We start from the raw sequence: 26,420 nt of genomic DNA on the forward strand, positions 1-26,420 counted from the left end.
CTCAATCTATTATGTTTTCAACGCCATAGATCAGTTCTTCAAGGTCTATTACGCTTTCAATGCACAGCCTAACACCTGTCATGAATGATCCTCTGTCATGAGAATCATGCTTAATTGTAAGCAGCTGCCCGTCCCCGCCGAACATGACCTGCTGGTGAGCGACGAGTCCCGGGAGTCTTACACTGTGAATTCTGATACCATCAATGTCGCCGCCTCTAGCCCCTGTAACTGTTTCTTTCTCATCAGGATGTCCCTGCTGTTTGCTGTTTCGCTGTTCTTTAATCATTTCAGCCGTTTTCAGTCCGGTCCCTGAAGGTGCATCAAGTTTTTGATCATGATGCATTTCAATGATTTCTACGTCTTCAAAATATTTTGCCGCCATCTGTGAAAATTTCATCATCAGAATTGCACCGATTGCAAAATTTGGGGCAATGATGGTGCCAAGTTTTTTATCTGATGATAATTGTTTTAATTCTTCAAGTTCCTGTGATGAAAAACCGGTTGTACCAATTACAGGTCGCACGTCATTGATTAATGCGGCTTTTGCATGAGCATAGCCGGTCTCAGGTGTCGTCAGATCGACCAGCACATCCGGCTTTACGGATGTAAAACACTGATCTGCATCGGTATAGATCATAGCATCAGACGAAAACCCCTCAATATCTGCAAGCTTCTGTCCTTCAAATTTTCTGTCGATCACAGCAGCGAGCGTCAATCCTTTGGTGCCTTCAACCATCTTGACTGCTTCTCTACCCATTTTGCCGCGTGGTCCGGCTATTACGACTGATATTTCCTTATTCATGATCAATGTCCTCCTTTTTGGTCCATCGGTTTTTATCTCTGGTCTGAAATTTGTTCATGACTCTTTTATGCGCTGATTCAAGGCTGATTCCCTGCTGATTGGCAAAACAAATGATCACAAACAATAAGTCTCCAAGTTCCTCTTCAATCGTGCTCTCATCTTCAGACGATTTTTTAGGCTTCTCACCGTAATGATGATTGATTTCTCTTGATAGCTCACCTAATTCCTCTGTCATTCTTGCAAGCATCGCCAGCGGTTTAAAATAGCCTTCTTTGAACTGGCCGATATATTGATCTACTTCATTTTGCATATCTTTCATCGTTAAGTTATTTTCTTTCATAATTACCCTCCGTCTTATTGCTAAAAATCAGATTTTTGACATATAATGTTGAACGTATGTACAAAAGGGGGATCCGTATGTTTGGACTTAAAATCAAAAATATTCTTTTTATTATGTTTGGTGCTGCAGTATTCAGTTTTGGTATAGTTCATTTTAATATTCAAAACAATCTTGCAGAAGGCGGTTTTACCGGTATTACGCTTTTATTATACTTTATATTTGATCTGAAACCTTCTGTGACGAACTTATTATTAAATATTCCGGTATTTATTGTAGGGTGGAAATTACTCGGATTGCGATCGTTTTTGTATACGCTGATCGGAACATTAAGTGTATCACTTTTTCTGGAGATATTTTATATTTATCAATTCTCGATTCCACTTTCAAATGATCTGTTTTTAGCAGCTTTGTTCGCAGGGGCTTTTATCGGGATTGGTCTGGGTATCATCTTCAGATATGGAGGAACAACAGGCGGAGTGGATATTATCGCAAGACTTGTGAAGAAGTACGCAGGCTGGAGCATGGGCAGAACAATGTTTATTTTTGATGCCGCAGTGATTGCGCTGTCTCTTGCCACTTATTTAAATTACCGTGAAGGAATGTATACACTGGTTGCAGTTTTTATAGGTGCAAGAGTCATTGATTTTATGCAGGAAGGCGCTTATACAGCTCGTGGTGCCATGATCATTTCTCCATATCAAAAACAGATTGCAGATTTGATTTCAAGTGAAATGGATCGCGGTGTTACAGTACTGACCGGCTATGGACATTACTCCAAGGAAAAGCGCGAAGTATTGTATTGTGTCATAGGTCGAAATGAACTCGTGAGACTAAAAAGTCTGATTACTTCCGTCGATCCGCATGCATTTGTATCAGTTACAGATGTACATGACGTACTCGGGGAAGGATTTACGCTTGATGAAAATAAAAAGCCATTAGAAGATTAATAAAAACCGGAAGCGGACCGCTTCCGGTTTTTATTTTAATCGTCTCCGTTCATTCCAATAAACATTAGAATAAAGCGCAGCAATTCAAGCAGTGCTACAAGCGCAGCGGCTACATAAGTGAGTGCAGCGGCATTTAGCACTTTCTTTGCATGAGGTTCTTCCTCATTTCTGATCAGCCCAGTGCTGACCATCTGGTTCATTGCACGGGAGGAAGCATCAAATTCTACAGGCAGTGTAACAAATTGGAACAACACTGCTGCAGCGAAAAAGATAATCCCACCGAGCATAAATTGCATCGAACCAAGCAAAATCCCTGCAAGAATCAGAATAAACGAGAAGTTTGACCCCAGGTTTGCAACCGGCACTAATTTGTGACGGAGTCTTAAAAACGCATAGCTTTCCGCATCCTGAATGGCGTGTCCGACCTCGTGGGCAGCTACTGCAGCCCCGGCAACGGACATTCCATGATAATTATCAGGTGATAAAACAATTTCCTTTGTTTTCGGATTATAATGATCACTCAAAAACCCTTTACCAGGTCTTACTGTCACATCATAAATACCATTCTCATGCAAAATTCTTTCAGCTACTTCTGCACCAGTCATATTAGCCGTCGTTTGTACTTTTGAATATTTCTTGTAAGTTCTTTTCACACGGCTGCTCGCCCATATAGGCAGAATGATAATCAGCGCAAAATAAATCAGTATTTCCATTCAGACCCTCCATTATGATCGTTTGATTAAATTTTACCTTTGTTCTAAATTACCTGTCAATTACTACGATGGCGCTTAGATGCTTTCTTTTTTTCGTTGTCATATTTTCGCCATGAAACATAACCCAGGACTGAAATAATTGAGCCTGCAGTAAATACACTCAAAAATAAAAATGATAGACTGGTCATTTTTATAAGTCCTCCTTGACTTATGTTATGACGATTTATGCAGGCTATGTAAAGATCTCTGCCAGTCTTTTCTATAGACACAGCAATACCAGGTAATTAAAATGGAAGTGATACTTAACCAGAAAGTAAAATATCCGATATGTGTAATCATCTCAGACAGCCTCGAGTATATTGGATATTGCATATAGACATAATCAATTACATCATTGTGCAGCGTCCATATTGCAGCTGCTGCTATATGCCACAGTTTTATTCTGTAATAAGGAGCATATAAAAGACCCTGCAGGGCCATTGCAGCATGTGAAATCACAAGCATCCAAGACACTGCTGTCATCTCGCCTGTCACAGTCCATGTCAGCACATTCATGACGACTGCCCATATTCCGTATTTAAAAAGCGTAATGATCGCAAGCGCTTCTATCAAAGGCCACTGCTTTTTAATTAAGTATCCGAAAATGACAATTGTAAAAAATAAACTGGCAGTGGGACTGTCCGGAACAAATATTAAAAAAATCGGTTCAGTTTCTACAAGCTGGTACCGGTACCAGTAATATCCATAAACCGTACCCAGCAGATTCACTATAAACAGTAAAATAAGGAAATAGCGGTTGGACAGCCAGGAGTAAATAAACTCTTTCATGATTTCACCTCTTCATGAGAAAATAATCATTTTAAAAGCTGATTAAAAAAAGAGCCGGAGAAATCCGGCTCTTTTCTACTATTCAGCTGCAGGATCTGAAATGAATTCAGCCAGCTGCTGTAATTCTTCGTCAGTACCCTCAAATAAACCTGCAGGCATTTGTCCTTGTCCGTTCACCGCTATTTCAGCGATTTCTTCCGGTGAAAGACCTGTGTCGCCTAGAGCAGGACCTGCCCCGCCTTCAAGGTTTTCACCGTGACAGTTAATACAACCCTGCTGTTCATAGATCGCATAACCTTCAGCTTCAGTATTGACCTCAACCTCAGCTACGATTTCACCCTGACTGCGTTGAGTTTCCCAGTCATGGTAAGCAACTGATTCCCAAGTCAGGAAAATAGTTGCTGCCACTCCAAGCAGCATAAAGCCTGTTGCAAGTGGACGCTTTCCAGGACGGCGTGCTGGTCCTCTGTCGATAAATGGAGCAAGCAGTAACGCACCAAATGCGATACCAGGAATAACGAAAGCTCCAATAACATTATATGGACCAGAAGCGAAGTCATATTTAAGTAATTGATACAGGAATAAGAAGTACCAGTCAGGAAGCGGGATATACCCTGCATCCGTCGGGTCAGCAATTTTCTCAAGCGGCGGTTCATGAGCCACAGTTAAAGACAAATATCCTATTAGGAACACTGCACCCACAAGCCACTCTTTAAGTAAAAAGTTCGGCCAGAAAGCTTCCGTTTTTCCAGGAAACTCTGAATAATCTTTTGGAATATTCGGTTTACGGTTTGCCGGTACACGAGAATCTCCGACAAACTTCATCCCTTTTCCACGATGCATAGTTTTCCCTCCTTTTAATCCAGGTGATGTGCAATTTTATAGCGGGCCTGAAATACCCTGCTTACGAATCATAATAAAGTGGGCTGCCATCAGACCAAGCAGAGCACCTGGCAGGAAGAATACGTGAATAGCAAAGAATCTAGTCAGTGTCTGAGCACCTAAAATATTAGGGTCCCCTGCTAATAGAACACGGATTTGCTCACCGATCAGTGGTGTAGCAGCAGCAATTTCAATTCCTACCTTTGTTGCAAATAGTGCCTTCATATCCCAAGGTAATAGATAACCAGTGAAACCAAGTCCAAGCATAACGAAGAAAATCAATACGCCTACTACCCAGTTAAGCTCACGCGGTTTTTTGTATGCACCTGTGAAGAATACCCGTAAAGTATGAAGAAACATCATGACAATAACAAGACTGGCTCCCCAGTGGTGCATTCCCCGGACAATTACGCCGAAGGCAACTTCATTTTGTAAGTAATAAACAGAGCGCCACGCATTTTCAATATCAGGCACATAATACATTGTTAAAAACATTCCGGATAAGATCTGTATAACGGTTACAAAGAATGTCAAACCGCCGAAACAGTAAACAAATGCCGAGAAGTGATGAGCAGGGTTAACGTGCTCAGGAACTTCGTGATCGGCAATGTCACGCCACATCGGGGTGATATCCAACCGCTCATCTACCCAATCATAAATCTTATTTAGCACCCATTACGCCTCCTTTACTTTGCAATTGTGTTTGGAACAACTTGTCCAAGCTGCAGGATGCCATCGTCAGATACTCTTGTCTCGTACATGTCAAGAGGAGCAGTCGGTGGCGTCCCCGGTACGTTTTTACCGGATTTCTCATATAAACCATTGTGGCAAGGGCAGAAGAATCTGTTAGGATCACTTTCTCTACCTTCCCAGCTTACAGTACAGCCTAAATGCTTACACGTTGGATTCAGTGCAATGACATTCTGGCTTTCATCTAAATAAACCCATGCAGTATTAGTTACTTCAGACGTATACCATGCATCAACCTGCTCATAAGAAAAGTCTACGCGAGTCGGAACATCACTCAACTCATCAATTGAAGTACCAGTGGAGATGAAATCCCCGCCTGCTTCAGCAGTTAAAACAGGATCAATTGCAAAACGCACCATTGGCATTAGCATTCCTGCCGCCATGAAACCGCCTACACCAGTTAATGTATAGTTTAAAAATTGACGACGTGAAACACGCTGATTACTCATTAATTTCCCCCCTCTACCTTCAGGTCAGTCCATCGGACATTTTTCGCACAAATATATAACTAGGACATATTCATGATATATCAATATATTATCAAGGTCAATAATCGGTTAAACCTTTTCATTTCAACTATGTGAAGTTTTTTTGAACGTTAATTTTTCTGCCATTTTCCAACAACAATTTTAAGTAGCTGACTAACCTGATCTTCTATCATTTTCTGCTTATATTTCCCATCCATATGTTCCATAGGAATAGATGGCAGCCAGATTAATTCTGAAGCCATCTCATCTTCAGCCAGTCTCCAGAATGAATCAGATGTTACCAGAAAAACGTGAGTAAACCCCTGGTCTTTTAAGTTTGTTGTCCACTCATTCAATCTGTTTTTTTTCTGTTCATCACTTTCAGTTGAAAAATATGTATAAGGCGGCAGCAGCAGCATACGCCCCTTAAACTGTTTTTCAAGTAAAGCTGTAACAAGCGGAATGAATTCTGCCTGATCCGCTTCCTGTTTTGCATCCTCTCCAAAACTGACCGGTAAAAGTGGAATGACTGCAGTATCTATATATTTCTTTTCCTGAAAGTACAGCAGAATATCCTTTGTGTTCCAAATCATGACACTCACTCCTAAAAACTGATTTATTCCTTTAAATTGTAGCATAAAAATACAGACAGCAAATGCTGTCTGTTAATTCATACCTTTCAATAGACCGGAAAGCTGTTCAAACTTTTCACGGTCATTGCTGTCAAGCGCTTCATCTATTTGCCGCATCAGCTGTGCACGCTGATTTTCATGAATACTGTCAGCCAAAAATTTTTCAGCTAATTTCTTTTCATTTGCTGTCAGCTTAAGTTCCTCTCTGATATAAGGATTCTCTTCAAGCACTGCTGCATACTGATAGGATGAATACGCAGATTCAAAGTTCAATTGTATATATAAATCTTCATCCCGGTGGAGCCGTATATCATGAAATGACTTTTCAGCATCCGTCGTCATGACGTGCCCCTTATAAAAACGGAAAGGCACTTCATCTGTACATGTTGCTGACATGACAATACCACGAGGACAGTATCTGGCATCTTCAACAAAATGCAGGTTTTCAATCAGTTGTTCGTGGCTCAGCAGATAATTCATAATCCATACCGATTCTCTTTTCTTTAATTCATAATGCTGTAAAAACCATTTAATAAAGTCTTTTTTCTCATTAGCTGAAATTGACGGGGCCAAGCCAATCCCTCCTTTACTCTCTCGATAAATGATCTACATTCATCTGCCATTCTTCATTTGCAGGATCTTTTTCAAGGAGTTTCTGATAAATTGTCAGTGCCTCCCGGTGACGTCCTTCCTCAAGAAGAAAGCTGCCGAAATCTGTTAGAAAATCACTATGATCATTATATACCACATAAGCTTTTTTATATTCTTCCGAGGCTTTAGAATATTCTTCTTTCAATTCATATGCTTTTGCAGCATCCCACAGAAATTGCGGATCATCTTCGCCGGATTCCTGAACGGTAATGATCACTTCTAGGCATTCATCCGCTTTTTCCTGTCTGAGTAACACTTTATTGAGTACAAGTGCAGCTTCAAGATAATCAGGATCAATGGCAATGGCCTGTCTTAGAAAGTCTTCAGCTTTTTGCTCGTCACCCGTTTTCAATGACAATTTACCCGCAGTATGGAAGAGTTCTTTGTTAAACGGATCGCTTTTTAAGCCTTTAACAGCCGCTTCGATCGCGTTCTCCAGATCTTCTTCATGTTCATATGCAGCTGCAAGCAGCTTGTAGGCACTGTGATAATCAGGATCAAGTTCTATTAACTCTTCAAGTACTTCTGCAGCAGTTATATAATGCCCTGACTGGTAAGCTGTGAATCCATATTGAAACAGTGTTTCAGCATCTCTTTCATGGTGTAGCGCATCTTCATAGTATGGAAGAGCTTCTTCAAATGAGCCTCCTGCGCTGTAGCATTCCCCTAATCTCTTACTGATTAAAACACCTACTATTTCTTCTTCAGACAGCATTTTGTAAAACCTGATTGCTTCTAAAAACCTTCCCTGCTGGATATAAAATTCTGCAAGCGCAAACTGAATGGTTTCTTCATTTTTTTCGTGCTCGTATGCCTGAAGCAGTTTTTGTTCACTTACCTCATGAAGACCCTGCATATGATACAGATCAGCTGACAGCAGCATAGCGCGTGAATAAAATTCATTTGAACTGTTGATTTGTTCAAGCAGCAGCATTGCTTCCTCAATCTGATCGAGTTCTGCGTGGGCTTCTGCTTTTAACATGACTAGCTCGGTTTCTTCAGGATAAAGTTCAAGTAAATCTTCATATAGATCAATGCTTTGCTCTAAAAATCCGAGACTGTACAGGGCTTCTGCCGCTTCATATTTTTCATCATCTGAACCTGTTCTTTTTAAATCACTATATATTTTCATTGCTTCTTCGAGACTACCTGCGTGAAGGTGCTCAATCAGCGTTTGTAGTTGGTTCATTTTATACCTTCTTTCGTTCATTTATCATAATAGAATAAAAGAACCTGAGATCAGATTCAACTATAATCTCTTGTATGTAGTATTCTCTTTAGAAAAGTAAAATCCTTTTTTTGCAATAAAAAAGAGCAGAAAAATCTGCTCATTAGCTTGTTACTGATTCGAGGTCTTCAAAAAATTCAGGGTATGAGACACTGATACACTCAGGATTTTTAATATGCACTTCCCCGTTTGTAATCAGAGATGCAACCGCGAGCATCATCCCAATACGGTGATCACCTCTTGAATCAGTCTCAGCTCCGGTTAACTGTGTTGGCCCCTGAATGATCATTCCATCATCAGTTGCCTCGATATCAGCTCCAAGCTTTTTCAGCTCTTCAACTACCGCATCTATACGGTTCGTCTCTTTCACTTTCAGCTCTTCGGCATCTTTAATCACGGTTTTTCCGTTGGCCTGTGTAGCAAGCAGTGCGATAATCGGAATTTCATCGATCAGTTTTGGAATCAGGTCCCCATCAACTGTGCAGGCATTTAGCTTACTGCTCTTAATAGATATTTCCCCTATTGGCTCTTCATCATGATTGACAGGCGTTACTTCAAAATCAGCGTTCATCTGTTTCAGTACTTCGATGATACCTGTTCTCGTGTCATTAATACCGACTTTTTTCAGCAAGAGTGAGCTGTTTTTAGTAACGGCTGCTGCTGTAAGGAAAAAGGCTGCAGAAGAGATATCTCCCGGAACCTGAACATGCTTTGCTTTGAAGGACTGATGTCCACTGACTGTAATGGTAGAGCCTTCCCTCTTTATATTACCGCCAAAGTGCCTGATCATTTTTTCTGTGTGATCTCTCGTTTTTTGAGGTTCAACGATGATTGTATCTTCTTCAGACTGAAGCCCTGCAAGTATTAATGCAGACTTTAACTGTGCACTGGCAACAGGCAGTTCATAGCGGAAAGCATGAAGTGCTCCTCCACGGATAGAAAGAGGTGTTAAATTGCCGTCGTCTCTTCCGTCAATTCGCGCCCCCATTTCTCTCAGTGGATCTGTCACTCTGTTCATTGGACGTTTTGCTATTGATTCATCCCCTGTAACAACAGAATGAAAAGGTCGTCCTGCAAGTATGCCGAGAAGCAGTCTGGTTGTTGTACCTGAATTCCCTGTATAAAGGACTTCCTCAGGTTCTTTCAGGCCTGAAAACCCTTTTCCTTCAATCAGTATTTCATCACCGTTTTCAGTGATCTGAACTCCCATTTTTCTGAAGCAATCAATTGTTGCCAGGCAGTCATCACCTTTGAGGAAGCCTGTTACTTTTGTCGTTCCTTCTGCAATTGCGCCAAACATAATCGATCTGTGAGAGATGGATTTGTCTCCGGGTACTTTAATTGTTCCCTTTACAGAAGGGCTCTTATATTGAAGTGTCTTCATTACAAAACTCCTCACACAATTATTCTATACTGTAAACACGTCATACTCAGTCACTGACGAAATGCAGTCAGCTCCGCGCTTGCGATCTTCCTCAGTCTGAAAACTGATCGTTAAAACCCCGTAAATATCTTCTCTCGTTTCCATAATTCTGAGGTTAACGATACTGATTTCTTCCTTCGCTAAAATACCTGTTATCTCTGAAATGACACCGGGGTAATCCGGCACATCCACAAACAGGTCGTAAAAAGAGGGAATCGCACCTTTTTGCAGTATTGGCATGGAATCCCTGAATGTTTTTGCTTCTGAAAAATACGCATGAATATCCGCTGCGTTATTTCTTTCGAGCATGTCGATCACACGATTCATTTCTTCCTGCCACTCTGACATCAGGGTTTTGAGGGTATCGATATTGTGAACGGTTATATCTCTCCACATTTCAGGGTTTGAAGAGGCAATTCTCGATATATCCCTGAACCCTCCCGCAGCAAGACTGGAAATGAGAGGCTGCCTCTGATAATTATCTTTTACCTGATGGACAAGTGATGATGCGATAATATGTGGAAAATGACTGACCATTCCGGTGATATGATCATGCTCTTCAGGCTTCACTTCAAGAAACTTCGCTTTACTGCCCTTCAGCCATTTTTTCAGTGCTGCAACGGATTCGGTATCATGAGGCTCTGCAGGTGTTAATAGATAAAATGCATTTTCAAAAAGAATCGCTTTGGCAGCGGAGACACCACTTTTATGTGAACCTGCCATCGGATGTCCGCCTATGAATGATATCCCCTTTTCAGAGAACAGATGACTCGATTCCATAATTCTCTTTTTTGTACTACCGACATCTGTCACGATGACACCAGGTTTAAGATTGAATGAAGATATGGTCTTCATCAGCTCAACCGTTTCATTTACAGGTGTACAGATAATAATCAAGTCTGCACGTTCAGCATCCTCCTGTAAGGAGTCAGACCCCTGACTGATAGCGTTAAGTGCTTTTGCGAGTCTGATCTCTTCTTTTTTTATATCAAAGCCGGTCACAGTTGCCCCGGGATATTCTTTCAGTATTGATAAACCGATTGAGCCTCCAATCAACCCGAGCCCAATAATAAACACATTGCCATTCATACGTTCACAACCTTTAATGTGAGATAGTCTCCCTGATTGCTTTAAGCGTCTTATCAACCTGATCACTGCTGCCGATCGTGATTCTCAGGCTGTTAGGGAAGCCAAGTGCCTGTCCGCTTCTAACAATGATTCCTTTTCTTAACAGGGCTTCAAATAAGTCATCTGCATCCTGGTTAAAATGAACCAGAATAAAATTGCCCTGTGAAGGATAATACGTAAGACCATGCTCATGACAGAATTGCTCAAACTTTTGAATACCTTCTCTATTCTGCTGTCTGCAGCTTTCAATGAACGTCTGATCACCAATGGCTGCTGCAGCTGCCTGCTGGGCCAGTGCATTCGTATTAAAAGGCTCTCTTACCGGTTCAAGAGATTGTATCAGCGCAGGGTTGGCAATTCCGTACCCGACTCTGAAGCCGGCAAGTCCGTAAGCTTTTGAAAACGTTCTTGTGACGATCAGGTTTGAATATGAGTTGATGAGTTCTAAAGCATTGTAATAGTCTTCTGCGGTCACATATTCATAATAAGCTTCATCAAGAACAATCAGGACATCTTTTGGAATCTGATCAAGGAATTGTACCAGATCTTTTTCAGCGATGCTGACACCAGTCGGATTATTCGGGCTGCACACCCATACTACAGCTGTTTGTCCGTTAACTGCTGATGCCATGGCCTGAAGATTATGGTGACCTTCAACAAGAGGAACCTCTATCACCTCAGCACCTTCGATGACAGCGTTGTGTTTGTATTGAGGGAAAGTCGGAGCAGCCATTACAGTGTTTTTAGAGGAATCAAGCATTGCTCTTGAGATAATCTGAATGATTTCATCCGACCCGTTCCCTAAAATAAAATGATTTCCTGAAAGATGGTAAAACGCTGCAAGCGCGTTTCTGAGTATTGTTCCGCCGCCGTCAGGGTAAATTGCATAATTCATTGCGTTATCTTTAATATGATTTTTAACCTGATCTGAACAGCCAAACGGATTCTCGTTAGAAGCAAGCTTAATGATTTCTTTAAGTCCAAGTTCATTTTTAACTTCTTCTATTGTTTTTCCAGGTTTATATGGTGATAGTTTTTTAACCTGATCTTTAATATACATCACTGATTCTCCTTTCCGGTCATTGCAAGGTCCGGACGTAACTTTACTGCCTCATGATGATAAATGTGATAAATATCCTTCTGTTTTTTCGCAGTATTCACATGCACCATCACTCTGACACACCCCGGCAATGCATCTTTAACAGGAATTTCCTGCATACACATGACGGGCACATATTGCCAGCCATCAATTTTTCTTAATGCTTTTGCAGGAAACACTGATCGAATATCGTCAGTAGTTGATATAAATACTGAGGCTGTATCGTCTGCATCAATATTATTTTTTTCAATCATCTCCTCAAGCAGAGACAGAGTAGCCTCAATTACTAGTTCTTCCTTATCTGACTCTACCGTTGTTGCCCCTCTAATACCACGGATCAATGTGTTTCCCCCCTCTGCTGCAGTAGTCGGTGAACCTGCAGTAACTCTTCCTGGTCAATCCTTTTTAACACAGGCTTACCCACTTCTTCTAGTAAGACAAAGCGGATTTGGTGTTTCAGATTCTTTTTATCTTTCTTCATGAGTGCAAGCAATTCTTCATACGGTGCTACAGCCTTAGTATCGTATCCTAGTGAATGAACCCATTCTAAAAAGCCGGCTATATCAAACTTTAGTTCTGTTTGCCTTTGACTCAGCAGAATTGCATAGACCATGCCAATCATCACGCATTCACCGTGGAGTTTGCCTCCATAACCTGACCAAGCTTCAACAGCATGACCATAAGTGTGACCGAAATTTAAAAAGGCACGGATATTCTGCTCCCGCTCGTCTTTTGCCACGATTTCACCTTTAATCTGGATGCCCTTTTTAAGCGCATACTGAAGGAAATCCTGATCAAGGGTTTTGAAATCAGTGACTTGTTTCATTAATTCTTTCAGAAAATCGTTATCTGCTATTAACGCATGTTTAATCACTTCTGCAAAACCCGACCTGATTTCACGCTCAGGCAGCGTTCTGAGAAAAGAGCTGTCATAAACAACGGCAGAAGGCTGATGAAAGCTTCCGGTCATATTTTTCCCAAGGGGATGATTAATAGCCGTTTTCCCTCCCACTGCACTATCGTGTGCGAGGATGGTTGTAGGCACCTGAATATATCTGATGCCTCTCATATACGTTGCAGCTGTAAACCCTGCAAGGTCGCCTGTTGCACCCCCACCACAAGCAATAATGAGAGATTGACGATCTAACCCCGATTCAAGAGCTTTTCCCATCGCCTGCTCATAAACAGCAAATGTTTTTGCTTTTTCTCCGGCCGGCAGAACATGAAAGTCATCAAACGGGATACTTTCATGAATCATATCCTTATGATGTTGATACACTGTTTCATCTACTAAAAGCAGAATAGACGTAACTTCCGAAGACAGATCATGAATGAACTGTTTCAGCTTGCCAAGTGCTTTTTCACCAATTAAAACAGGGTAGTCATTCCCTGCCCGGATGATCAGCTTTTCCATATCAGTAATCCTTAGCGTATGCCCGGTGCTGTTCAACAGATTGCTTTAATTGATCAAAACGATCACTGTCAAACTGATCGCATATTGCACATGCGATCTCCCATGCTACTACTGCTTCTGCTACAACAGCAGCTGCAGGCACCGCACAGCTGTCTGAACGTTCAATACTTGCGCTAAATGGCTCCTTAGAGTCAATATCCACACTCTCAAGCGGCTTATAAAGCGTTGGGATCGGTTTCATGACCCCTTTGACTACGATCGGCATACCGGTTGTCATACCGCCTTCAAAACCGCCTAGACGATTGGATTTCCTGTAGTAGCCCTGCTCCTCAGACCAGGCGATTTCATCGTGAACCTGACTTCCCGGAAGACGGGCCATTTCAAAACCAAGACCAAATTCGACGCCTTTAAATGCATTAATACTCATGATTGCAGCTGCAATCTTTGCATCGAGCTTTTTATCATAGTGAACGTAGCTTCCTAAACCTGCCGGAACATTCTCCACAACTACTTCCACGACTCCACCGATTGAGTCACCATTCTTTTTAGCTTCATCGATTGCCGTTTTCATTTTTTCTGAAGCTTCTGCATCAATACACCTTACTTCGCTTTCTTCAGATTTACTTCTGATTTCTTTTGCTGGCAAACCTTCAATCACGTCCGCCTGTACACCGCCAATTTCTCTCACATGACAGGCGATATTAATATTCAGATCTTTAAGGATTTTCTGAGCAAGTGCACCCGCTGCAACTCTTACAGTCGTTTCACGTGCCGATGATCTTTCAAGAACGTTACGCATATCGCGGTGGCCATATTTTATGCCTCCATTTAAATCAGCATGTCCCGGTCTCGGTCTGGTAATTTTTCTTCTTACTTCCTTTTCCTCATCATCACTGAGCGGTTCTGAACCCATAATCTTTGTCCAGTGAGTCCAGTCTTTATTCTCAACAACAAGCGCAATAGGCGATCCGAGTGTTTTACCATGTCTGACTCCACTTAAGATCTGGGCTTGGTCTGTCTCGATCTGCATTCTTCTGCCGCGTCCATAACCTTTTTGCCTTCTGGCAAGATGTTCATTAATATCTGATGCCACAAGCTCTAATCCCGCAGGAAGTCCTTCAATGATTGTTGTCAGCTGAGGTCCATGGGACTCTCCTGCTGTTAAGTATCTCATCATAATACTTTCCCCCTTCAACTCGCTAAAGTGATATTTGTACAGTCTAACATATTTTTTTGAAGGTATGTAGTGAAATTAACCGACAAGTTCAAATTTTCCGGTAGAAAAATGTTTCAATTGATTCAAAACCATATTTTCCGGGATTAAAAATCTGTTCAGTACTTCCAACAAAAAGGATACCCCCTTTTTTCAATGCTCGGCTGAACTTATGATAGAGCTCATCTTTCGCTTCTTCTGTAAAATAAATCATCACATTCCTGCAGACAATTAAATCAAATCCAGTATCAAAGCGGTCATTTAATAAATTTTGCTGTTTGAAAGTAACACTGCTTTTAATCTTGTCTGACACTTTAAAGAAAGCACCTTGTTTAATAAAGTGTTCTTTTTTGATATCATCCGGTACTTCAGCAAGAGCCCTTTCATTATAAAGTCCAATTTTTGCTTTCTCTATTGCCAGACGGTCAAGGTCAGTCGCAAGAATATTGTTCAAACGCCCTTTTTGTACTTTATTTAGCACCATTGCCAGTGAATAAGGCTCCTCACCGGTTGAGCATGCAGCACTCCACACCTTCAGCTGCGATTGACTTTTGATCAGATCAGGCAGGATTTTAGTCTCAAGTACTTCCCACCTTTTCTGGTTCCTGTAGAACTCAGATACATTAATCGTCATCCGGTCAAGAAATTCATCCATGAGATTCTGTTCTGAAGTTAATGCGCTTGAAAATTCCTTGAAAGATCCGTACCCTTTTTTCTCATATAGAGAAGTCAGTCTTCTTTTCATTTGAGCCTCTTTATAAAGCGCAAGGTCAATTCCTGTTTTACTTTTTATATATGTCACAAAGCCTGAATAATCATTCGTCATATGTACACCTCATTTATTAGCACTATTAATAGCTACTATATAAAAACATCTTAAAAAATGCTATAAAAAAAAGCACCTCTTCAGGTGCTTTTACCAATTAATAAACCCATTCATCGGATGATTTTTTGTATTCAAGTGCTGCATCTTCACCAAAGAAAAGAGTGATTTCACGTTCTGCACTTTCAAGAGAGTCAGAACCGTGAATGATGTTTTTACCTACTGTCAGTCCAAAATCTCCTCTGAGTGTTCCGAGGTCAGCTTCACTAGGCTTAGTAGCACCCATCATATGACGTGCAGTCTTGACAACATCTTCACCTTCCCAGATCATTGCAAAAACCGGACCTGATGTGATGAAATCCGTTAGTTCCCCAAAAAACGGCTTATCAGCGTGTTCACCATAATGTTTCTTTGCCAGGTCATCAGAAATAACCATCAGCTTAGCAGCTGCAAGTTTGAATCCTTTACGTTCGAATCGGCTGATCACTTCACCGATTAACCCTCTTTGTACGCCATCAGGCTTAACCATTAGAAAAGTCTTTTCCATTCTCTATTCCCCCAACTATGTATGTCGGTCTCTTTAAGACCCTCTAAAAGATTATCACTCATTGAACGTTTTGGCAACGTTTTCATTGGAATTTAATACTTTCTTTTTCCAATAAAGAGGGCAATATCGCGAAGTGACTTTTTAGCTTTAGACTGGGGGATTTCATCAAGCTGGTCGAGCGCTTTTCGTAAATATCTCTGGCTGATTGCAGAGGACCGTTTAATTGCATCAGTTTTTAAAATATCATCTATGATCTGCCGCAGATCCTCACCCGGCATTTCTTCATGAACTTTTTTGATTCTGCTGCTGATCTCAGGGTTCTCCATCGCATAAAATACAGGCAGTGTGATATTCCCCTGCAACAGGTCACCTCCGGCAGGCTTACCAAGTTCTTTTTCAGTACTTGTAAAATCAAGAATGTCATCAGTAATCTGATAAGCCATTCCAACATAATACCCAAAACGGTAGAGTCTTTTTTGAATATCAGCAGATGCGTTACCTGCAACTGCTCCGAGCTGACAGCTTACTGCAATCAACAGGGCCGTTTTTCTCTTAATCCGCCGGAAATAATCTCTGGTGCTTTGATTAAAGCGGTATTTATCCTGAATTTGCGCAATTTCACCAATACATAATTCAACAATTGCATCTGACAGAATTTTATGAGCAGATGGATTCTGGATCACTGTCATATAGTTCAACGCTCTTGCGAACATATAATCTCCGGTGTACATCGCAATCTGGTTGTTCCATTCCGCCTGAATTGTCGTTCTGCCCCGGCGCATATCTGCATTATCGATGACATCATCATGTACAAGTGAAGCCATATGAATCAGTTCAAGTGCAACAGCAGCATTTTTCACACGGTGAATATCATATTGACCTGTTTTGGCAGCGAGCAGGACAAAAACAGGTCGGATTCTCTTTCCTCCGGCCTGAAGTAAATGCAGTGAAGCATCCTTTAGAAGCTCTGTATCTGAATGAATTGCCTGACTTAGTTCCTTTTCGACCTCTTCAATATCCGCTTTCAGAAACGAATAGAGCATTGTTAATTTCATAACACTTCCACCTAATTTGCATTTTTAAGCTTTTTTATACCCAAGGTGCATTGCTGCTGCCCCGCCACTGAACTGTTTATAGTTCACACTTATAAAACCTGCTTCTTCAAACATGTCAGCCAGCTGCCGGGCTCCCGGAAAGTCTTTCGCTGACTCCTGCAGCCAGGAATACTCATTATAACTTTTTGCAAGGATTTTTCCGAAAATCGGCATGACATATTTGAAATAAGCGTAATACAACTGTCTGAAACCTGGAATTGTCGGCTGTGAAGTCTCAAGACAGACTGCCATTCCACCCGGTTTTAATACCCTGTTCATTTCTTTTAATACCTGAAGATAATCAGGTACATTTCTCAGTCCGAAACCGATCGTGACATAATCAAATGAATTGTCATCGTATGGTAATGCCATTGCATTACCGTGAACAAGTGAGATTTGTGGATAATTCTTTACTTTTTCATGACCTGTTTTAAGCATATTTTTACTGAAATCCAGACCTACTACTTCGCCTTCAGGACCTGCAGCCTCTGCAAGCGCAATAGTCCAGTCAGCTGTTCCGCAGCACACATCAAGTGCTTTCGAGCCTGTATCAACCTGCATTTTTTCCATCGTGTACTTTCTCCAGCGGACGTGCTGCTGAAAACTGATAATAGAATTCATTTTATCGTAACGGCCATGAATTTTCTCAAAGACCCCGTGGACTTTTTGTTCTTTCTCTGTCTGCATAATTATCCTTCCTCTGCATAAATAATCGACTTTTCATAAAAAGAACTGAAAATCGGCAAATTCTTAGTAGTAGATGGAAGGTTAAGTTCCCGCGCCAGATATTCAATCTCTCCTGAAATTCTCTTGATCAGACGTTTGTAGGCTGTCATGTAGTCTGATGTTTTGATGTGGTGTTTTCCATGTTTAAAAAAATAAAACAAACTTGAGTCATCACCTTGTGCAAAAGATCTTTCTTCCTGCTTTAAACGGTTAGCAAGTAAAAGTTTTTCTGCAAGCGGCACCATTTCATCATAACCGAGATGTCTGAATAGACTTGTGATGATGGAAGATTCTATTTTCGTCAGGCTGTTCAGAAATTCATCTTCTGTCAGCGCATGTGCAGATGTGATTTCAATTTTATGCTCATTAATCTCTTCAATTGAAAAAGCAATCTTTCTGATCAGCTCTATATCCGGTATGCCTGATAGAATCTTGTAATACAGGCCACTGTAATAATCTCCGGCAAGTACTGTAAGCTGCTTAATCCGGTGTGATTCACCTGTAATAGAAACTTTTTCATGCGTGTCTAATGCCTGCTGGATCAAAATAGCAGTAGAGACATAGGATTGATCAAGGTTCGTATATTTATTTTTTAAGTAAAAGGGGAGTAAAAGCAGGGACAGCCGCTCCATATCAATTTCAGGCTGACCGATTGATGCATGGAGATAGGGATGATGAATTTGGTCTAGTATGTGCTGAACAGTCTGGCTCATCCAGCGTTCGGATTGTTTATCGCTCATCTTTCTCTCCCCGTTTCATTAGTTCGTATGTATTAAATGAATAAACCTCTCTTATTATACCATATTCAGTACAGACATTGTGAAGTTGAAAGAAGCCAGCGCTTGCTGGCTTCTTAGAGCGGATTATTTTTTCACTTTTTCATCGCTCAGCACTTCACCATGTGCAGTAAGGATGGATGCCTTCCCACGCACTTTTACTGCTGATGTATGCTCTGTGAATTGGGCAATCATCACTTCACCTTTGTCCAGCTTTTCAGAGTGATGAAACTTTGTATCGGTTCCTCTTGTCAGACCGATTACATTTACCCCATCTTCAAGCGCTTTAATACTAATAAAATTCCCTTGGTCGCTCACAGTTTTCGCTCCTTTATTAATCCATTTTAAGAAGAGTCATTACTTCATTACGAAGAACATGGTCCTCTTCATAAACACCTCTTGCAGCGGTTGTTACTGTTTTCGCTCCGGGTTTTTTAACTCCACGCATTGTCATACACATATGTTCTGCTTCAACGATCACATAAGCACCGTGCGGAGCTAGCATTTCCATAATTGCATCTGCAACAGTCGAAGTAATTCTCTCCTGCAGCTGTGGTCTTCTTGCAGTCGTTTCAACCGCTCTTGCAAGTTTACTTAAACCTGTTACCTTACCATCCTTTGGAAGGTATGCAACATGCGCTTTACCATAGAACGGTACAAGGTGATGCTCACACATAGAATGGAATGGAATATCCTTCACGAAAACAAGTTCTTCATGGTCTTCATTGAAAACAGTTTTGAAATATTCTTTTGGATCACTATTAAGACCCGAAAACATTTCTTCATACATTTTCGCTACACGTTTAGGTGTATCAAGAAGACCTTCTCTAGACGGATCTTCTCCAACAGCTTCTAAAAGCATTGTAATTGCACGTTGTATTTTTTCCCGGTCAACCCGGTTCGTATCATTGCTGTTTAATGTTGTAATATTTTCTGTAGTATGGTCCATGCCGATTCCTCCTGCACTGCATTTATTTCACTTCATATTAGCATAACGCATTTCACAGGCGCAAAGGCAAGAGCTCAGTAAATGTGCAGATTATCATACTCAATAAAAAACCGCACATAAATGTGCGGTTTCGCTCGCTAAAGATATGTATTATTTAACAGCATCTTTTAGCGCTTTACCTGGTTTGAAAGCAGGTACTTTGCTTGCTGAGATTTCGATTTCTTCTCCAGTCTGCGGGTTACGGCCTTTACGTGCTGCACGTTCGCGTACTTCGAAGTTACCAAAACCAATCAGTTGTACCTTATCACCTTTAGCAAGTGCATCTTGTACTGTATCGAATACTGCATCAACTGCTTTAGTTGCGTCCTTTTTAGAAAGTTCCGCAGATTCAGCAACTGCATTAATCAGTTCAGTCTTGTTCACGTCATTCACCTCCTCCCAAAAAAGTTATGGGCAAGTCTCTGTTACTTAGTGAACATTGAAAAGCATCTTCACGATCAGAAATAATCGTTAAAAAGCCCATAGAATCAATGTTTTAGATCAATTCTGTTAAAAGATTATCACATAAAAAATACATTAGCAAGAATTATACGATAATTATTGGGAATCTCTTCTTATTATAGCCATAAACAAGGTAAATTAACCTATAATACGCATATAATGATACCTTTGTCATCATTACTTTTAAAATAAAAAAACAGCCCACTAACCGGGCTGCGCAAAGACAAAAACGGATCATTGTTCTTAAAGGATAATGGCAATCATTCCACCGGAACCTTCATTGATGACTCTTTCTAATGTCTCTTTCAGTTTATATCTTGCATTTTCAGGCATAATGGCAAGCTTGGCCTGAATCCCTTCCCTTACAATTGAACTCAGACTTCTTCCAAATATATCTGAACTCCAGATTGAAAGCGGATCATCTTCAAAATCCTGCATGAGATAACGTACCAGTTCTTCACTTTGTTTTTCAGTTCCGATGATCGGTGAAAATTCTGACTCGACATCCACTTTAATCATGTGAATAGATGGCGCTACAGCCTTCAACCTCACTCCGTACCTTGCACCCTGCCGGATGATTTCCGGTTCATCAAGGCTCATATCAGATAACACAGGGGCCGCAATACCATATCCCGTCTGACGGACCATTTTCAGCGCTTCTGAAAATTGATCGTACTCTTTTTTAGCTTCTGTGTAGTCCTTAATTAAGGTTAAGAAATGATCTTTCCCTGTAACCCGCTCCCCGATCAGCTCTTCGATAACCTGATCAAACAGGTCGTCTGCAGCGTGAAGGTCTATATTGGCTACTCCTCCCCCCATATCCATCGCAGAGAGCTGAGCAGTATCAACATGTTCAAACTCTTCAAACTGCCTCACAACACGATCCACATCCCGTATTCTTCTGATATCATGAATCACATCAGTAATGGCTGTTTCAAAATGGCTCCGGAGCCAGTGCTCCTGATCGAGCACCATTACCCAGCCCGGCAGCTGTACATTCACTTCCAATACGGGAAATTCGTATAGAGCTTCTTTTAACACCATCATGACATCTGCTTCACGCATGCTTTCAACACTCATTGCAACAACCGGAATATCATATTTAACCTGCAATTCCCTTCTCAGGTTTTCAGTCTGCTCCTGATAAGGTCTGGCACTATTAAGCACCATAATGAATGGTTTACCCACTTCTTTTAATTCTGCAATAATTCTTTCTTCTGTTTCTTCATAGCTCTCTCTTGGAATTTCTCCTATAGTGCCATCAGTCGACATCATGACCCCGATCGTAGAGTGGTCCTGAATGACTTTTCTCGTCCCGGCTTCCGCAGCCTCATCAAAAGGTATTGGCTCTTCGTACCAGGGAGTGTGTACCATTCGTGGCCCATATTCATCTTCATGTCCTTTAGCACCGGGGATCGTATACCCTACACAGTCTACCATCCTTACATTGACATCCAGACCTTCTGAAACAGTAATTTTAACTGCCTGATTCGGTATGAATTTCGGCTCAGTCGTCATAATGGTTCTTCCGGCAGCACTCTGTGGAAGTTCATCCTGTGCCCGTTCTTTCTCGGCGGGGTTTTTCATATGCGGAATCACTGCGAGCTCCATCATTTTCTTTATAAATGTGGACTTCCCTGTTCTGACAGGTCCCACCACTCCGATATAAATATCCCCCCCTGTTCTTTCAGCGATATGTTCGAATACATTTTGCTTTTCCATCTGCATGCCTCCCTGTTTCAGCTCACGCAATAATAGTCTATGAGGACATGCTGCAAAAAGAACAAAAACCGGCTCAATTAAGAGCCGGTTTCTTCCTGACCATATTTTATTTCACCGTCATCCCCGATATAATAAGGAACACTGTATGCAGGGACAACACGTGATCCTTCAAATAATATCGGACGTAAATCTTCAAGATCCTGTATCGCGGACTGGTCCATATCCTGCGTTAACTGATACAAATCGGTAATGTAATCCACGTAAACCGTACCATCACCCCGGGCAACGAGAGGAAGTTCATTACCTGTATAAGGGCTTGTTACAACAGGATCTTCATCATATCCCAGTTGCGAAAAGTCGATAGAGTACATATTATTCCCCACCTGACCCTCAAAAGGAATTCCTCTGTTAGCCTGTATTCTGATCTGAAGTGATCTGATGGTTTCAGCTACCCTTAAGTCAAATACATAGACTGTAGGATTCTCTTCAACATCAAGAAGTGTGTACTGAAATACACCGCCATTTTCATATGCATTACCAGGCAGGTCAGCCATAAACCGCGGTTTTAATAAAGAAAAATCAATCTGATATTTTCTGTACATCGGTGTATCATTTTCCACCGTCTTAATCGGAAGAAGACCACCGGTACTTTCCTGATACTGTTCAACTGCCGATTGAACACTTTCAATCTGTTCTTCATATGCAATATCATTTCCCGCCCGTTCCTGAGAGGGTAACATACACCCTGTTAAAACAAGCGATAGAACAGCTGATATTGCAAGAAGGTATTTTGTCATATTTATTCCCCCGAATCAGGCTTCCATAGTCGGTCCGCTCAATACGACCCATAACATAATCAAACCGGCTAAAATCATAAAAATATAAGCAGCAAAAGCTGTAATAAACTTTAAAACTTTATTTGAAATCTTATAGCGGCTGAAATAAATAATAATAATGGCTAAAAACATAAAGCCCATCGAACCGAATGAAATCCACATTTTAGTTAATGCATCCATTAAAGCTCACCCTTTCACAAAACGTGCAGTTTTAATTATACCATATGTACTTTCACTTCATAAAAAAGGTATGTAAGAGTCAGAAAAAGTTCAAGGAATTTAACATTGCACAAAAATAAAATAAACCGGGTCATCCCCGGTTTATTCGTTCTGGTTCTCTAATATATTGACCAGTTCTTCCATTTCGTGTGTTTTAACACGTGTCATCAGCTGATCAACTGCCTCTTTAGGATGGACATCTTCAAAAAGGACTTTGTATAAAGCTGTTGTAATCGGCATTGTCACCTGATGCTTTTCTGCTAACTGATATGCAGCTTTAGTCGTTCTGACACCTTCAACGACCATACCCATCTGCTCGAGTACGTCATCAAGCTTGTGTCCTTTACCCAGCATATTACCTGCTCTCCAGTTCCTGGAGTGCACGCTTGTACATGTAACAATCAAATCACCCACACCAGTGAGACCGGAGAAGGTTAACGGATTAGCACCGAGTTTGGTGCCCAGCCTTGCAATTTCAGCCAAACCACGTGTAATCAGGGCAGCCTTCGCATTATCACCATACCCGAGTCCATCGGTTATACCGGCTGCAAGGGCGATGATATTTTTCAGCGCCCCACCTACCTCAACCCCTGTCACATCGTGATTGGTGTAAACTCTGAAGTGCTGATTCATGAATGCATCCTGAACTTTTTCAGCAGCTTTCATATTTTCAGATGCTGCCGTCACGGTTGTAGGATGACGCTTTACTACTTCTTCAGCATGACTTGGACCGGACAACACAACCAGATCCGACATTGCATCGGCTGATAAAGTATCCTGCAGTATCTCAGATATTCTTAAATGAGTATCAGGTTCAATCCCTTTACTGACATGAACAACCAGTGCAGGAGTGTGCCTGATTTTATTCACCTGTTCTGCAACTTCTCTTGTCGCTTTGGCAGGTACAGCAAATACAATCATTTCCGCAGTGTCTATCGCTTTTTCGAGATCTGAATATGCAGTGATTTCTTCAGGAATGTCTATCCCCGGGAGATATTTTTCATTCTTATGTGTCGCATTAATCTGGTCTGCCTGTGCTTTTGTATGTGTCCACAAATTCACCTGGTGAAGGTTGTCTGCAAGCACAATTGCAAGGGCAGTCCCCCAGCTTCCTGCTCCAAGAACTGCTATGTTTTGCTTGTCCAATCCAATCCCTCCTTAACAGCGTTACTTTCTGGCACGGGCAATCAATCTGATTGGTGTACCTTCAAAGCCAAAAGCTTCCCTGATTCTGTTCTCAAGGAATCTTTCATAAGAAAAGTGCATTAATTCCGGCTCATTTACAAAAATGACGAACGTAGGCGGCTTAACGGCAACCTGTGTCGCATAGAAAATCTTCAGACGCTTTCCGTGATCCGTCGGAGTTGGATTCATTGCAACAGCATCCATTACCACTTCATTCAGAATACTTGATTGAACTCTCATTGAATGATTTTCACTCGCCATATTAATGACAGGCAGAAGTGTATGAATACGCTTTTTAGTAAGCGCTGAAACAAATACGACCGGCGCATAATCAAGGAATTGGAAGTGAGCTCTGATTGTTTTTTCAAACTTGTCCATTGTTTTTTCGTCTTTTTCTACAGCATCCCACTTATTCACGACGATAACAACTGCCCGCCCTGCATCGTGGGCATAACCTGCAATCTTTTTATCCTGATCGATGATACCTTCTTCTCCATCAATTAATACAAGGACCACATCAGATCGCTCGATCGCTCTGAGTGCACGAAGTACGCTGTATTTTTCAGTTGATTCATATACCTTACCTTTTTTCCTCATACCGGCAGTATCAATGATCACGTATTCCTGACCATCGTATTTATAAGGCGTATCAACTGCATCCCGGGTTGTACCGGCAACATTACTTACGATGACGCGTTCTTCACCCAGAAGCGAATTAACAAGGGAAGATTTCCCTACGTTTGGTCTGCCGATCAGAGAAAATTTGATGACTTCTTCTCCGTAGTCATCTAGATCAGTCTGGTCAAAGTGTTCAGCTGCAGCATCAAGCAGGTCACCCAGACCTAACCCATGTGAACCTGAGATAGGATAAGGTTCACCGAATCCAAGAGAATAGAAATCATAGATCTGATCTCTCATTTCGGGGTTATCTACTTTATTGACAGCTAATACAACCGGCTTATTAGACTTATAAAGGATTTTCGCAACATGTTCATCTGCTGAAGTAACACCCTCACGTCCATTGGTCATAAAAATAATAACATCTGCTTCATCAATCGCGATCTCAGCCTGCTGTCTGATCTGTTCTAAAAATGGCTCATCTCCAATGTCGATTCCGCCAGTATCAATAATATTAAAATCATGATTCAGCCATTCTGCTGAATTATAAATTCGATCTCTTGTAACGCCCGGTGTATCTTCCACAATGGATACACGTTCTCCTACAATTCTGTTAAAAATAGTGGATTTCCCTACGTTTGGGCGACCAACTATCGCAACGACCGGCTTTGCTTTTGCCATGACGTTCACCCTTTCTACGCACTTTTTCTAATGTGCACTTTCAATTTATTCGTTCTGTACAGCCAAATCATTGTATCAGTATTTAATTTAATGCACAACTTGCCCTGATACAAGTAAAAGCTGATTTCTTTTTAAGGAAATCAGCTTTTACTTGTTAAAATGGCTCATGATCTTCTGCTGAATTGTTCAGGATGCAGCCCTCTGGAATGAAGCCAGTGGTATAAATCACCGGAAATGACTACAGGGGCGCGGTGTAAAGAAGATACGTTACGACAGCCTAAGGCAGTCATCATCATAACCAGATCTTCGTTCACGTATTCAATTTCCTTAATCAGTGCACTTTCTCCATCTTCAGTCAGTATTCTTAAAAACTTTCCTGCAATGCCGGCTGCTGATGCACCTAGGATCAGACTTTTTAAAATATCGATACTGGACTGAATGCCACCTGAAGCGAGTACTGTTTTTTCGGTAACACTGACAGTTTCAACTATTGAAGCCGCAGTTGGTATGCCCCAGTGGTCGAAAAAAAGTTTTTTTCTTTGCTGCCTGCTGTTTTCGATGCTTGAAAAATTAGTTCCGCCGTATCCTCCGGCATCGATTGCAGTAACAGCAGTATCGTTCAGCTTTGCAGCTGCTTCCCTGCTGATACCAAAGCCTGTTTCCTTCACAATAACCGGGATAGAAAGTTCATTTGCGATATGTGAAATTCTCTCTAATGCTCCATTAAATGAACGGTCACCTTCAGGCATAGCCAGTTCTTGGATAACATTCAGATGGATTTGCAATGCATCAGCTTCAATCATTTCAACCGCTTCAAGCGCCTGAGACAGTGTAGCTTCACTGCCGATATTACCGAATATGACACCATCCGGATTTTCTTTACGTACAATGCTGTAAGTTCTGCGTTCCTGTTTGTCTTTAATTGCAGACATTTGTGAACCGACTGAAACAGCAATACCTGTTTCCTTCGCCGCTCTGGCAAGTGAAGCGTTGATCTCAAGTGTTTTTTCTCCGCCTCCACCTGTCATCGCATTGATAAAAAAAGGCGAACTCAAATTAAGTCCGCCTACTTCAGAGTGAAGAGAAACCTCTTCCACAGAACTGTCAGGGAGACTCTGATGAACAATCTGCACATCATCGAATCCTGTCATGCCTGATGGTTTATCATTTAAAGCATATTGAATATGATCAAGTTTTCTTTTCGCTCTGCTCACTATTATTCACCT

The 26,420-nt window shown here is 41.3% G+C and carries 31 protein-coding genes; 1 reads left to right on the plus strand and 30 read right to left on the minus strand.

What is annotated here, in order from left to right:
- Position 1 precedes the first annotated feature (1 nt).
- Positions 2 to 802 (minus strand): 4-hydroxy-tetrahydrodipicolinate reductase, encoded by an 801-nt coding sequence (gene dapB, locus KP77_RS10535; RefSeq protein ID WP_041122689.1) that lies wholly within the window; start codon positions 800 to 802, stop codon positions 2 to 4.
- Complete coding sequence (locus tag KP77_RS10540; protein ID WP_041122690.1) at positions 795 to 1,142, minus strand: nucleotide pyrophosphohydrolase; 348 nt, start codon at positions 1,140 to 1,142, stop codon at positions 795 to 797. Before KP77_RS10540 ends, dapB begins: the two co-directional genes overlap by 8 nt.
- 77 nt (positions 1,143 to 1,219) lie before the next feature.
- On the opposite strand from KP77_RS10540, the gene KP77_RS10545 reads away from it, so the two are divergent.
- Positions 1,220 to 2,089: a YitT family protein gene (locus tag KP77_RS10545; RefSeq protein WP_041122691.1), complete on the plus strand. Its 870-nt coding sequence runs from the start codon at positions 1,220 to 1,222 to the stop codon at positions 2,087 to 2,089.
- Positions 2,090 to 2,124: 35 nt separating this feature from the next.
- Here the strand turns inward: KP77_RS10545 and KP77_RS10550 are convergent, their stop codons facing one another.
- The 28 genes from KP77_RS10550 to fni all read right to left on the minus strand — a co-directional run bounded on the left by KP77_RS10550 (position 2,125) and on the right by fni (position 26,408).
- Positions 2,125 to 2,802 (minus strand): zinc metallopeptidase, encoded by a 678-nt coding sequence (locus tag KP77_RS10550; protein ID WP_041122692.1) that lies wholly within the window; start codon positions 2,800 to 2,802, stop codon positions 2,125 to 2,127.
- A gap of 213 nt (positions 2,803 to 3,015) precedes the next feature.
- Entirely contained in the window at positions 3,016 to 3,630 is a 615-nt protein-coding gene (lhaT, locus tag KP77_RS10555; protein WP_041122693.1) for a lipoprotein heptaprenylglyceryl N-acetyltransferase LhaT, read from the minus strand.
- Positions 3,631 to 3,708: 78 nt separating this feature from the next.
- Positions 3,709 to 4,473: a menaquinol-cytochrome c reductase cytochrome b/c subunit gene (locus KP77_RS10560; protein ID WP_041122694.1), complete on the minus strand. Its 765-nt coding sequence runs from the start codon at positions 4,471 to 4,473 to the stop codon at positions 3,709 to 3,711.
- A gap of 36 nt (positions 4,474 to 4,509) precedes the next feature.
- Entirely contained in the window at positions 4,510 to 5,184 is a 675-nt protein-coding gene (gene qcrB, locus KP77_RS10565; protein ID WP_041122695.1) for a menaquinol-cytochrome c reductase cytochrome b subunit, read from the minus strand.
- Between the two features lie 14 nt (positions 5,185 to 5,198).
- Positions 5,199 to 5,711: a QcrA and Rieske domain-containing protein gene (locus tag KP77_RS10570; RefSeq protein ID WP_041122696.1), complete on the minus strand. Its 513-nt coding sequence runs from the start codon at positions 5,709 to 5,711 to the stop codon at positions 5,199 to 5,201.
- Positions 5,712 to 5,860: 149 nt separating this feature from the next.
- Positions 5,861 to 6,322 carry a YpiF family protein gene (locus KP77_RS10575; RefSeq protein WP_041122697.1) on the minus strand — a complete coding sequence of 154 codons (462 nt, stop codon included), beginning with the start codon at positions 6,320 to 6,322 and terminating at the stop codon, positions 5,861 to 5,863.
- Between the two features lie 72 nt (positions 6,323 to 6,394).
- Positions 6,395 to 6,934, minus strand: coding sequence for a ReoY family proteolytic degradation factor (locus tag KP77_RS10580; protein ID WP_041122698.1), 540 nt, complete (start codon positions 6,932 to 6,934; stop codon positions 6,395 to 6,397).
- A gap of 13 nt (positions 6,935 to 6,947) precedes the next feature.
- A complete protein-coding gene (locus KP77_RS10585) occupies positions 6,948 to 8,201 on the minus strand; it encodes a tetratricopeptide repeat protein (protein WP_041122699.1) in 1,254 nt (417 codons plus the stop codon).
- A 142-nt stretch (positions 8,202 to 8,343) separates the two neighbouring features.
- A complete protein-coding gene (aroA, locus tag KP77_RS10590; protein WP_041122700.1) occupies positions 8,344 to 9,624 on the minus strand; it encodes a 3-phosphoshikimate 1-carboxyvinyltransferase in 1,281 nt (426 codons plus the stop codon).
- 24 nt (positions 9,625 to 9,648) lie between these two features.
- A complete protein-coding gene (locus KP77_RS10595) occupies positions 9,649 to 10,752 on the minus strand; it encodes a prephenate dehydrogenase (RefSeq protein WP_041122701.1) in 1,104 nt (367 codons plus the stop codon).
- A gap of 13 nt (positions 10,753 to 10,765) precedes the next feature.
- Entirely contained in the window at positions 10,766 to 11,851 is a 1,086-nt protein-coding gene (gene hisC, locus KP77_RS10600; protein WP_041122702.1) for a histidinol-phosphate transaminase, read from the minus strand.
- Positions 11,851 to 12,231, minus strand: coding sequence for a chorismate mutase (gene aroH / locus KP77_RS10605; protein WP_041122703.1), 381 nt, complete (start codon positions 12,229 to 12,231; stop codon positions 11,851 to 11,853). The genes hisC and aroH overlap by 1 nt, the downstream gene beginning before the upstream one ends.
- Complete coding sequence (gene aroB / locus KP77_RS10610; protein ID WP_041122704.1) at positions 12,228 to 13,304, minus strand: 3-dehydroquinate synthase; 1,077 nt, start codon at positions 13,302 to 13,304, stop codon at positions 12,228 to 12,230. The genes aroH and aroB overlap by 4 nt, the downstream gene beginning before the upstream one ends.
- A 1-nt stretch (position 13,305) precedes the next feature.
- Positions 13,306 to 14,478 carry a chorismate synthase gene (aroC, locus tag KP77_RS10615; protein WP_041122817.1) on the minus strand — a complete coding sequence of 391 codons (1,173 nt, stop codon included), beginning with the start codon at positions 14,476 to 14,478 and terminating at the stop codon, positions 13,306 to 13,308.
- 91 nt (positions 14,479 to 14,569) lie between these two features.
- Positions 14,570 to 15,343 carry a CheR family methyltransferase gene (locus KP77_RS10620; RefSeq protein ID WP_041122705.1) on the minus strand — a complete coding sequence of 258 codons (774 nt, stop codon included), beginning with the start codon at positions 15,341 to 15,343 and terminating at the stop codon, positions 14,570 to 14,572.
- Between the two features lie 97 nt (positions 15,344 to 15,440).
- Positions 15,441 to 15,887 carry a nucleoside-diphosphate kinase gene (gene ndk, locus KP77_RS10625; protein WP_041122706.1) on the minus strand — a complete coding sequence of 149 codons (447 nt, stop codon included), beginning with the start codon at positions 15,885 to 15,887 and terminating at the stop codon, positions 15,441 to 15,443.
- A gap of 92 nt (positions 15,888 to 15,979) precedes the next feature.
- Complete coding sequence (gene hepT / locus KP77_RS10630; RefSeq protein WP_041122707.1) at positions 15,980 to 16,942, minus strand: heptaprenyl diphosphate synthase component II; 963 nt, start codon at positions 16,940 to 16,942, stop codon at positions 15,980 to 15,982.
- A gap of 24 nt (positions 16,943 to 16,966) precedes the next feature.
- A complete protein-coding gene (locus tag KP77_RS10635) occupies positions 16,967 to 17,668 on the minus strand; it encodes a demethylmenaquinone methyltransferase (RefSeq protein ID WP_041122708.1) in 702 nt (233 codons plus the stop codon).
- Between the two features lie 2 nt (positions 17,669 to 17,670).
- Complete coding sequence (locus KP77_RS17565) at positions 17,671 to 18,447, minus strand: heptaprenyl diphosphate synthase component 1 (RefSeq protein ID WP_052474082.1); 777 nt, start codon at positions 18,445 to 18,447, stop codon at positions 17,671 to 17,673.
- Positions 18,448 to 18,570: 123 nt separating this feature from the next.
- Positions 18,571 to 18,801, minus strand: a complete 231-nt coding sequence (gene mtrB / locus KP77_RS10645; RefSeq protein WP_041122709.1) for a trp RNA-binding attenuation protein MtrB — start codon at positions 18,799 to 18,801, stop codon at positions 18,571 to 18,573.
- A 16-nt stretch (positions 18,802 to 18,817) separates the two neighbouring features.
- Positions 18,818 to 19,345: a GTP cyclohydrolase I FolE gene (gene folE, locus KP77_RS10650; protein WP_407637924.1), complete on the minus strand. Its 528-nt coding sequence runs from the start codon at positions 19,343 to 19,345 to the stop codon at positions 18,818 to 18,820.
- A 237-nt stretch (positions 19,346 to 19,582) separates the two neighbouring features.
- Entirely contained in the window at positions 19,583 to 19,855 is a 273-nt protein-coding gene (locus KP77_RS10655) for an HU family DNA-binding protein (protein ID WP_039809415.1), read from the minus strand.
- 321 nt (positions 19,856 to 20,176) lie between these two features.
- Positions 20,177 to 21,655, minus strand: a complete 1,479-nt coding sequence (gene spoIVA / locus KP77_RS10660; RefSeq protein ID WP_041122710.1) for a stage IV sporulation protein A — start codon at positions 21,653 to 21,655, stop codon at positions 20,177 to 20,179.
- Positions 21,656 to 21,732: 77 nt separating this feature from the next.
- Positions 21,733 to 22,452 (minus strand): hypothetical protein, encoded by a 720-nt coding sequence (locus KP77_RS10665; RefSeq protein WP_041122711.1) that lies wholly within the window; start codon positions 22,450 to 22,452, stop codon positions 21,733 to 21,735.
- Positions 22,453 to 22,467: 15 nt separating this feature from the next.
- Positions 22,468 to 22,671, minus strand: a complete 204-nt coding sequence (locus KP77_RS10670; protein WP_041122712.1) for a DUF2768 domain-containing protein — start codon at positions 22,669 to 22,671, stop codon at positions 22,468 to 22,470.
- Between the two features lie 141 nt (positions 22,672 to 22,812).
- Positions 22,813 to 23,856: an NAD(P)H-dependent glycerol-3-phosphate dehydrogenase gene (locus KP77_RS10675; RefSeq protein ID WP_041122713.1), complete on the minus strand. Its 1,044-nt coding sequence runs from the start codon at positions 23,854 to 23,856 to the stop codon at positions 22,813 to 22,815.
- Positions 23,857 to 23,877: 21 nt separating this feature from the next.
- Positions 23,878 to 25,194 carry a ribosome biogenesis GTPase Der gene (gene der / locus KP77_RS10680; RefSeq protein WP_041122714.1) on the minus strand — a complete coding sequence of 439 codons (1,317 nt, stop codon included), beginning with the start codon at positions 25,192 to 25,194 and terminating at the stop codon, positions 23,878 to 23,880.
- 164 nt (positions 25,195 to 25,358) lie between these two features.
- The gene (fni, locus tag KP77_RS10685; protein ID WP_041122715.1) at positions 25,359 to 26,408 is read right to left on the minus strand and encodes a type 2 isopentenyl-diphosphate Delta-isomerase; all 1,050 of its coding nucleotides are present in this window, start codon (positions 26,406 to 26,408) and stop codon (positions 25,359 to 25,361) included.
- Positions 26,409 to 26,420: the final 12 nt, after the last annotated feature.

Source organism: Jeotgalibacillus alimentarius (genome assembly GCF_000829445.1).
In the GTDB taxonomy this organism is placed as follows: Bacteria; Bacillota; Bacilli; order Bacillales; family Jeotgalibacillaceae; genus Jeotgalibacillus; species Jeotgalibacillus alimentarius.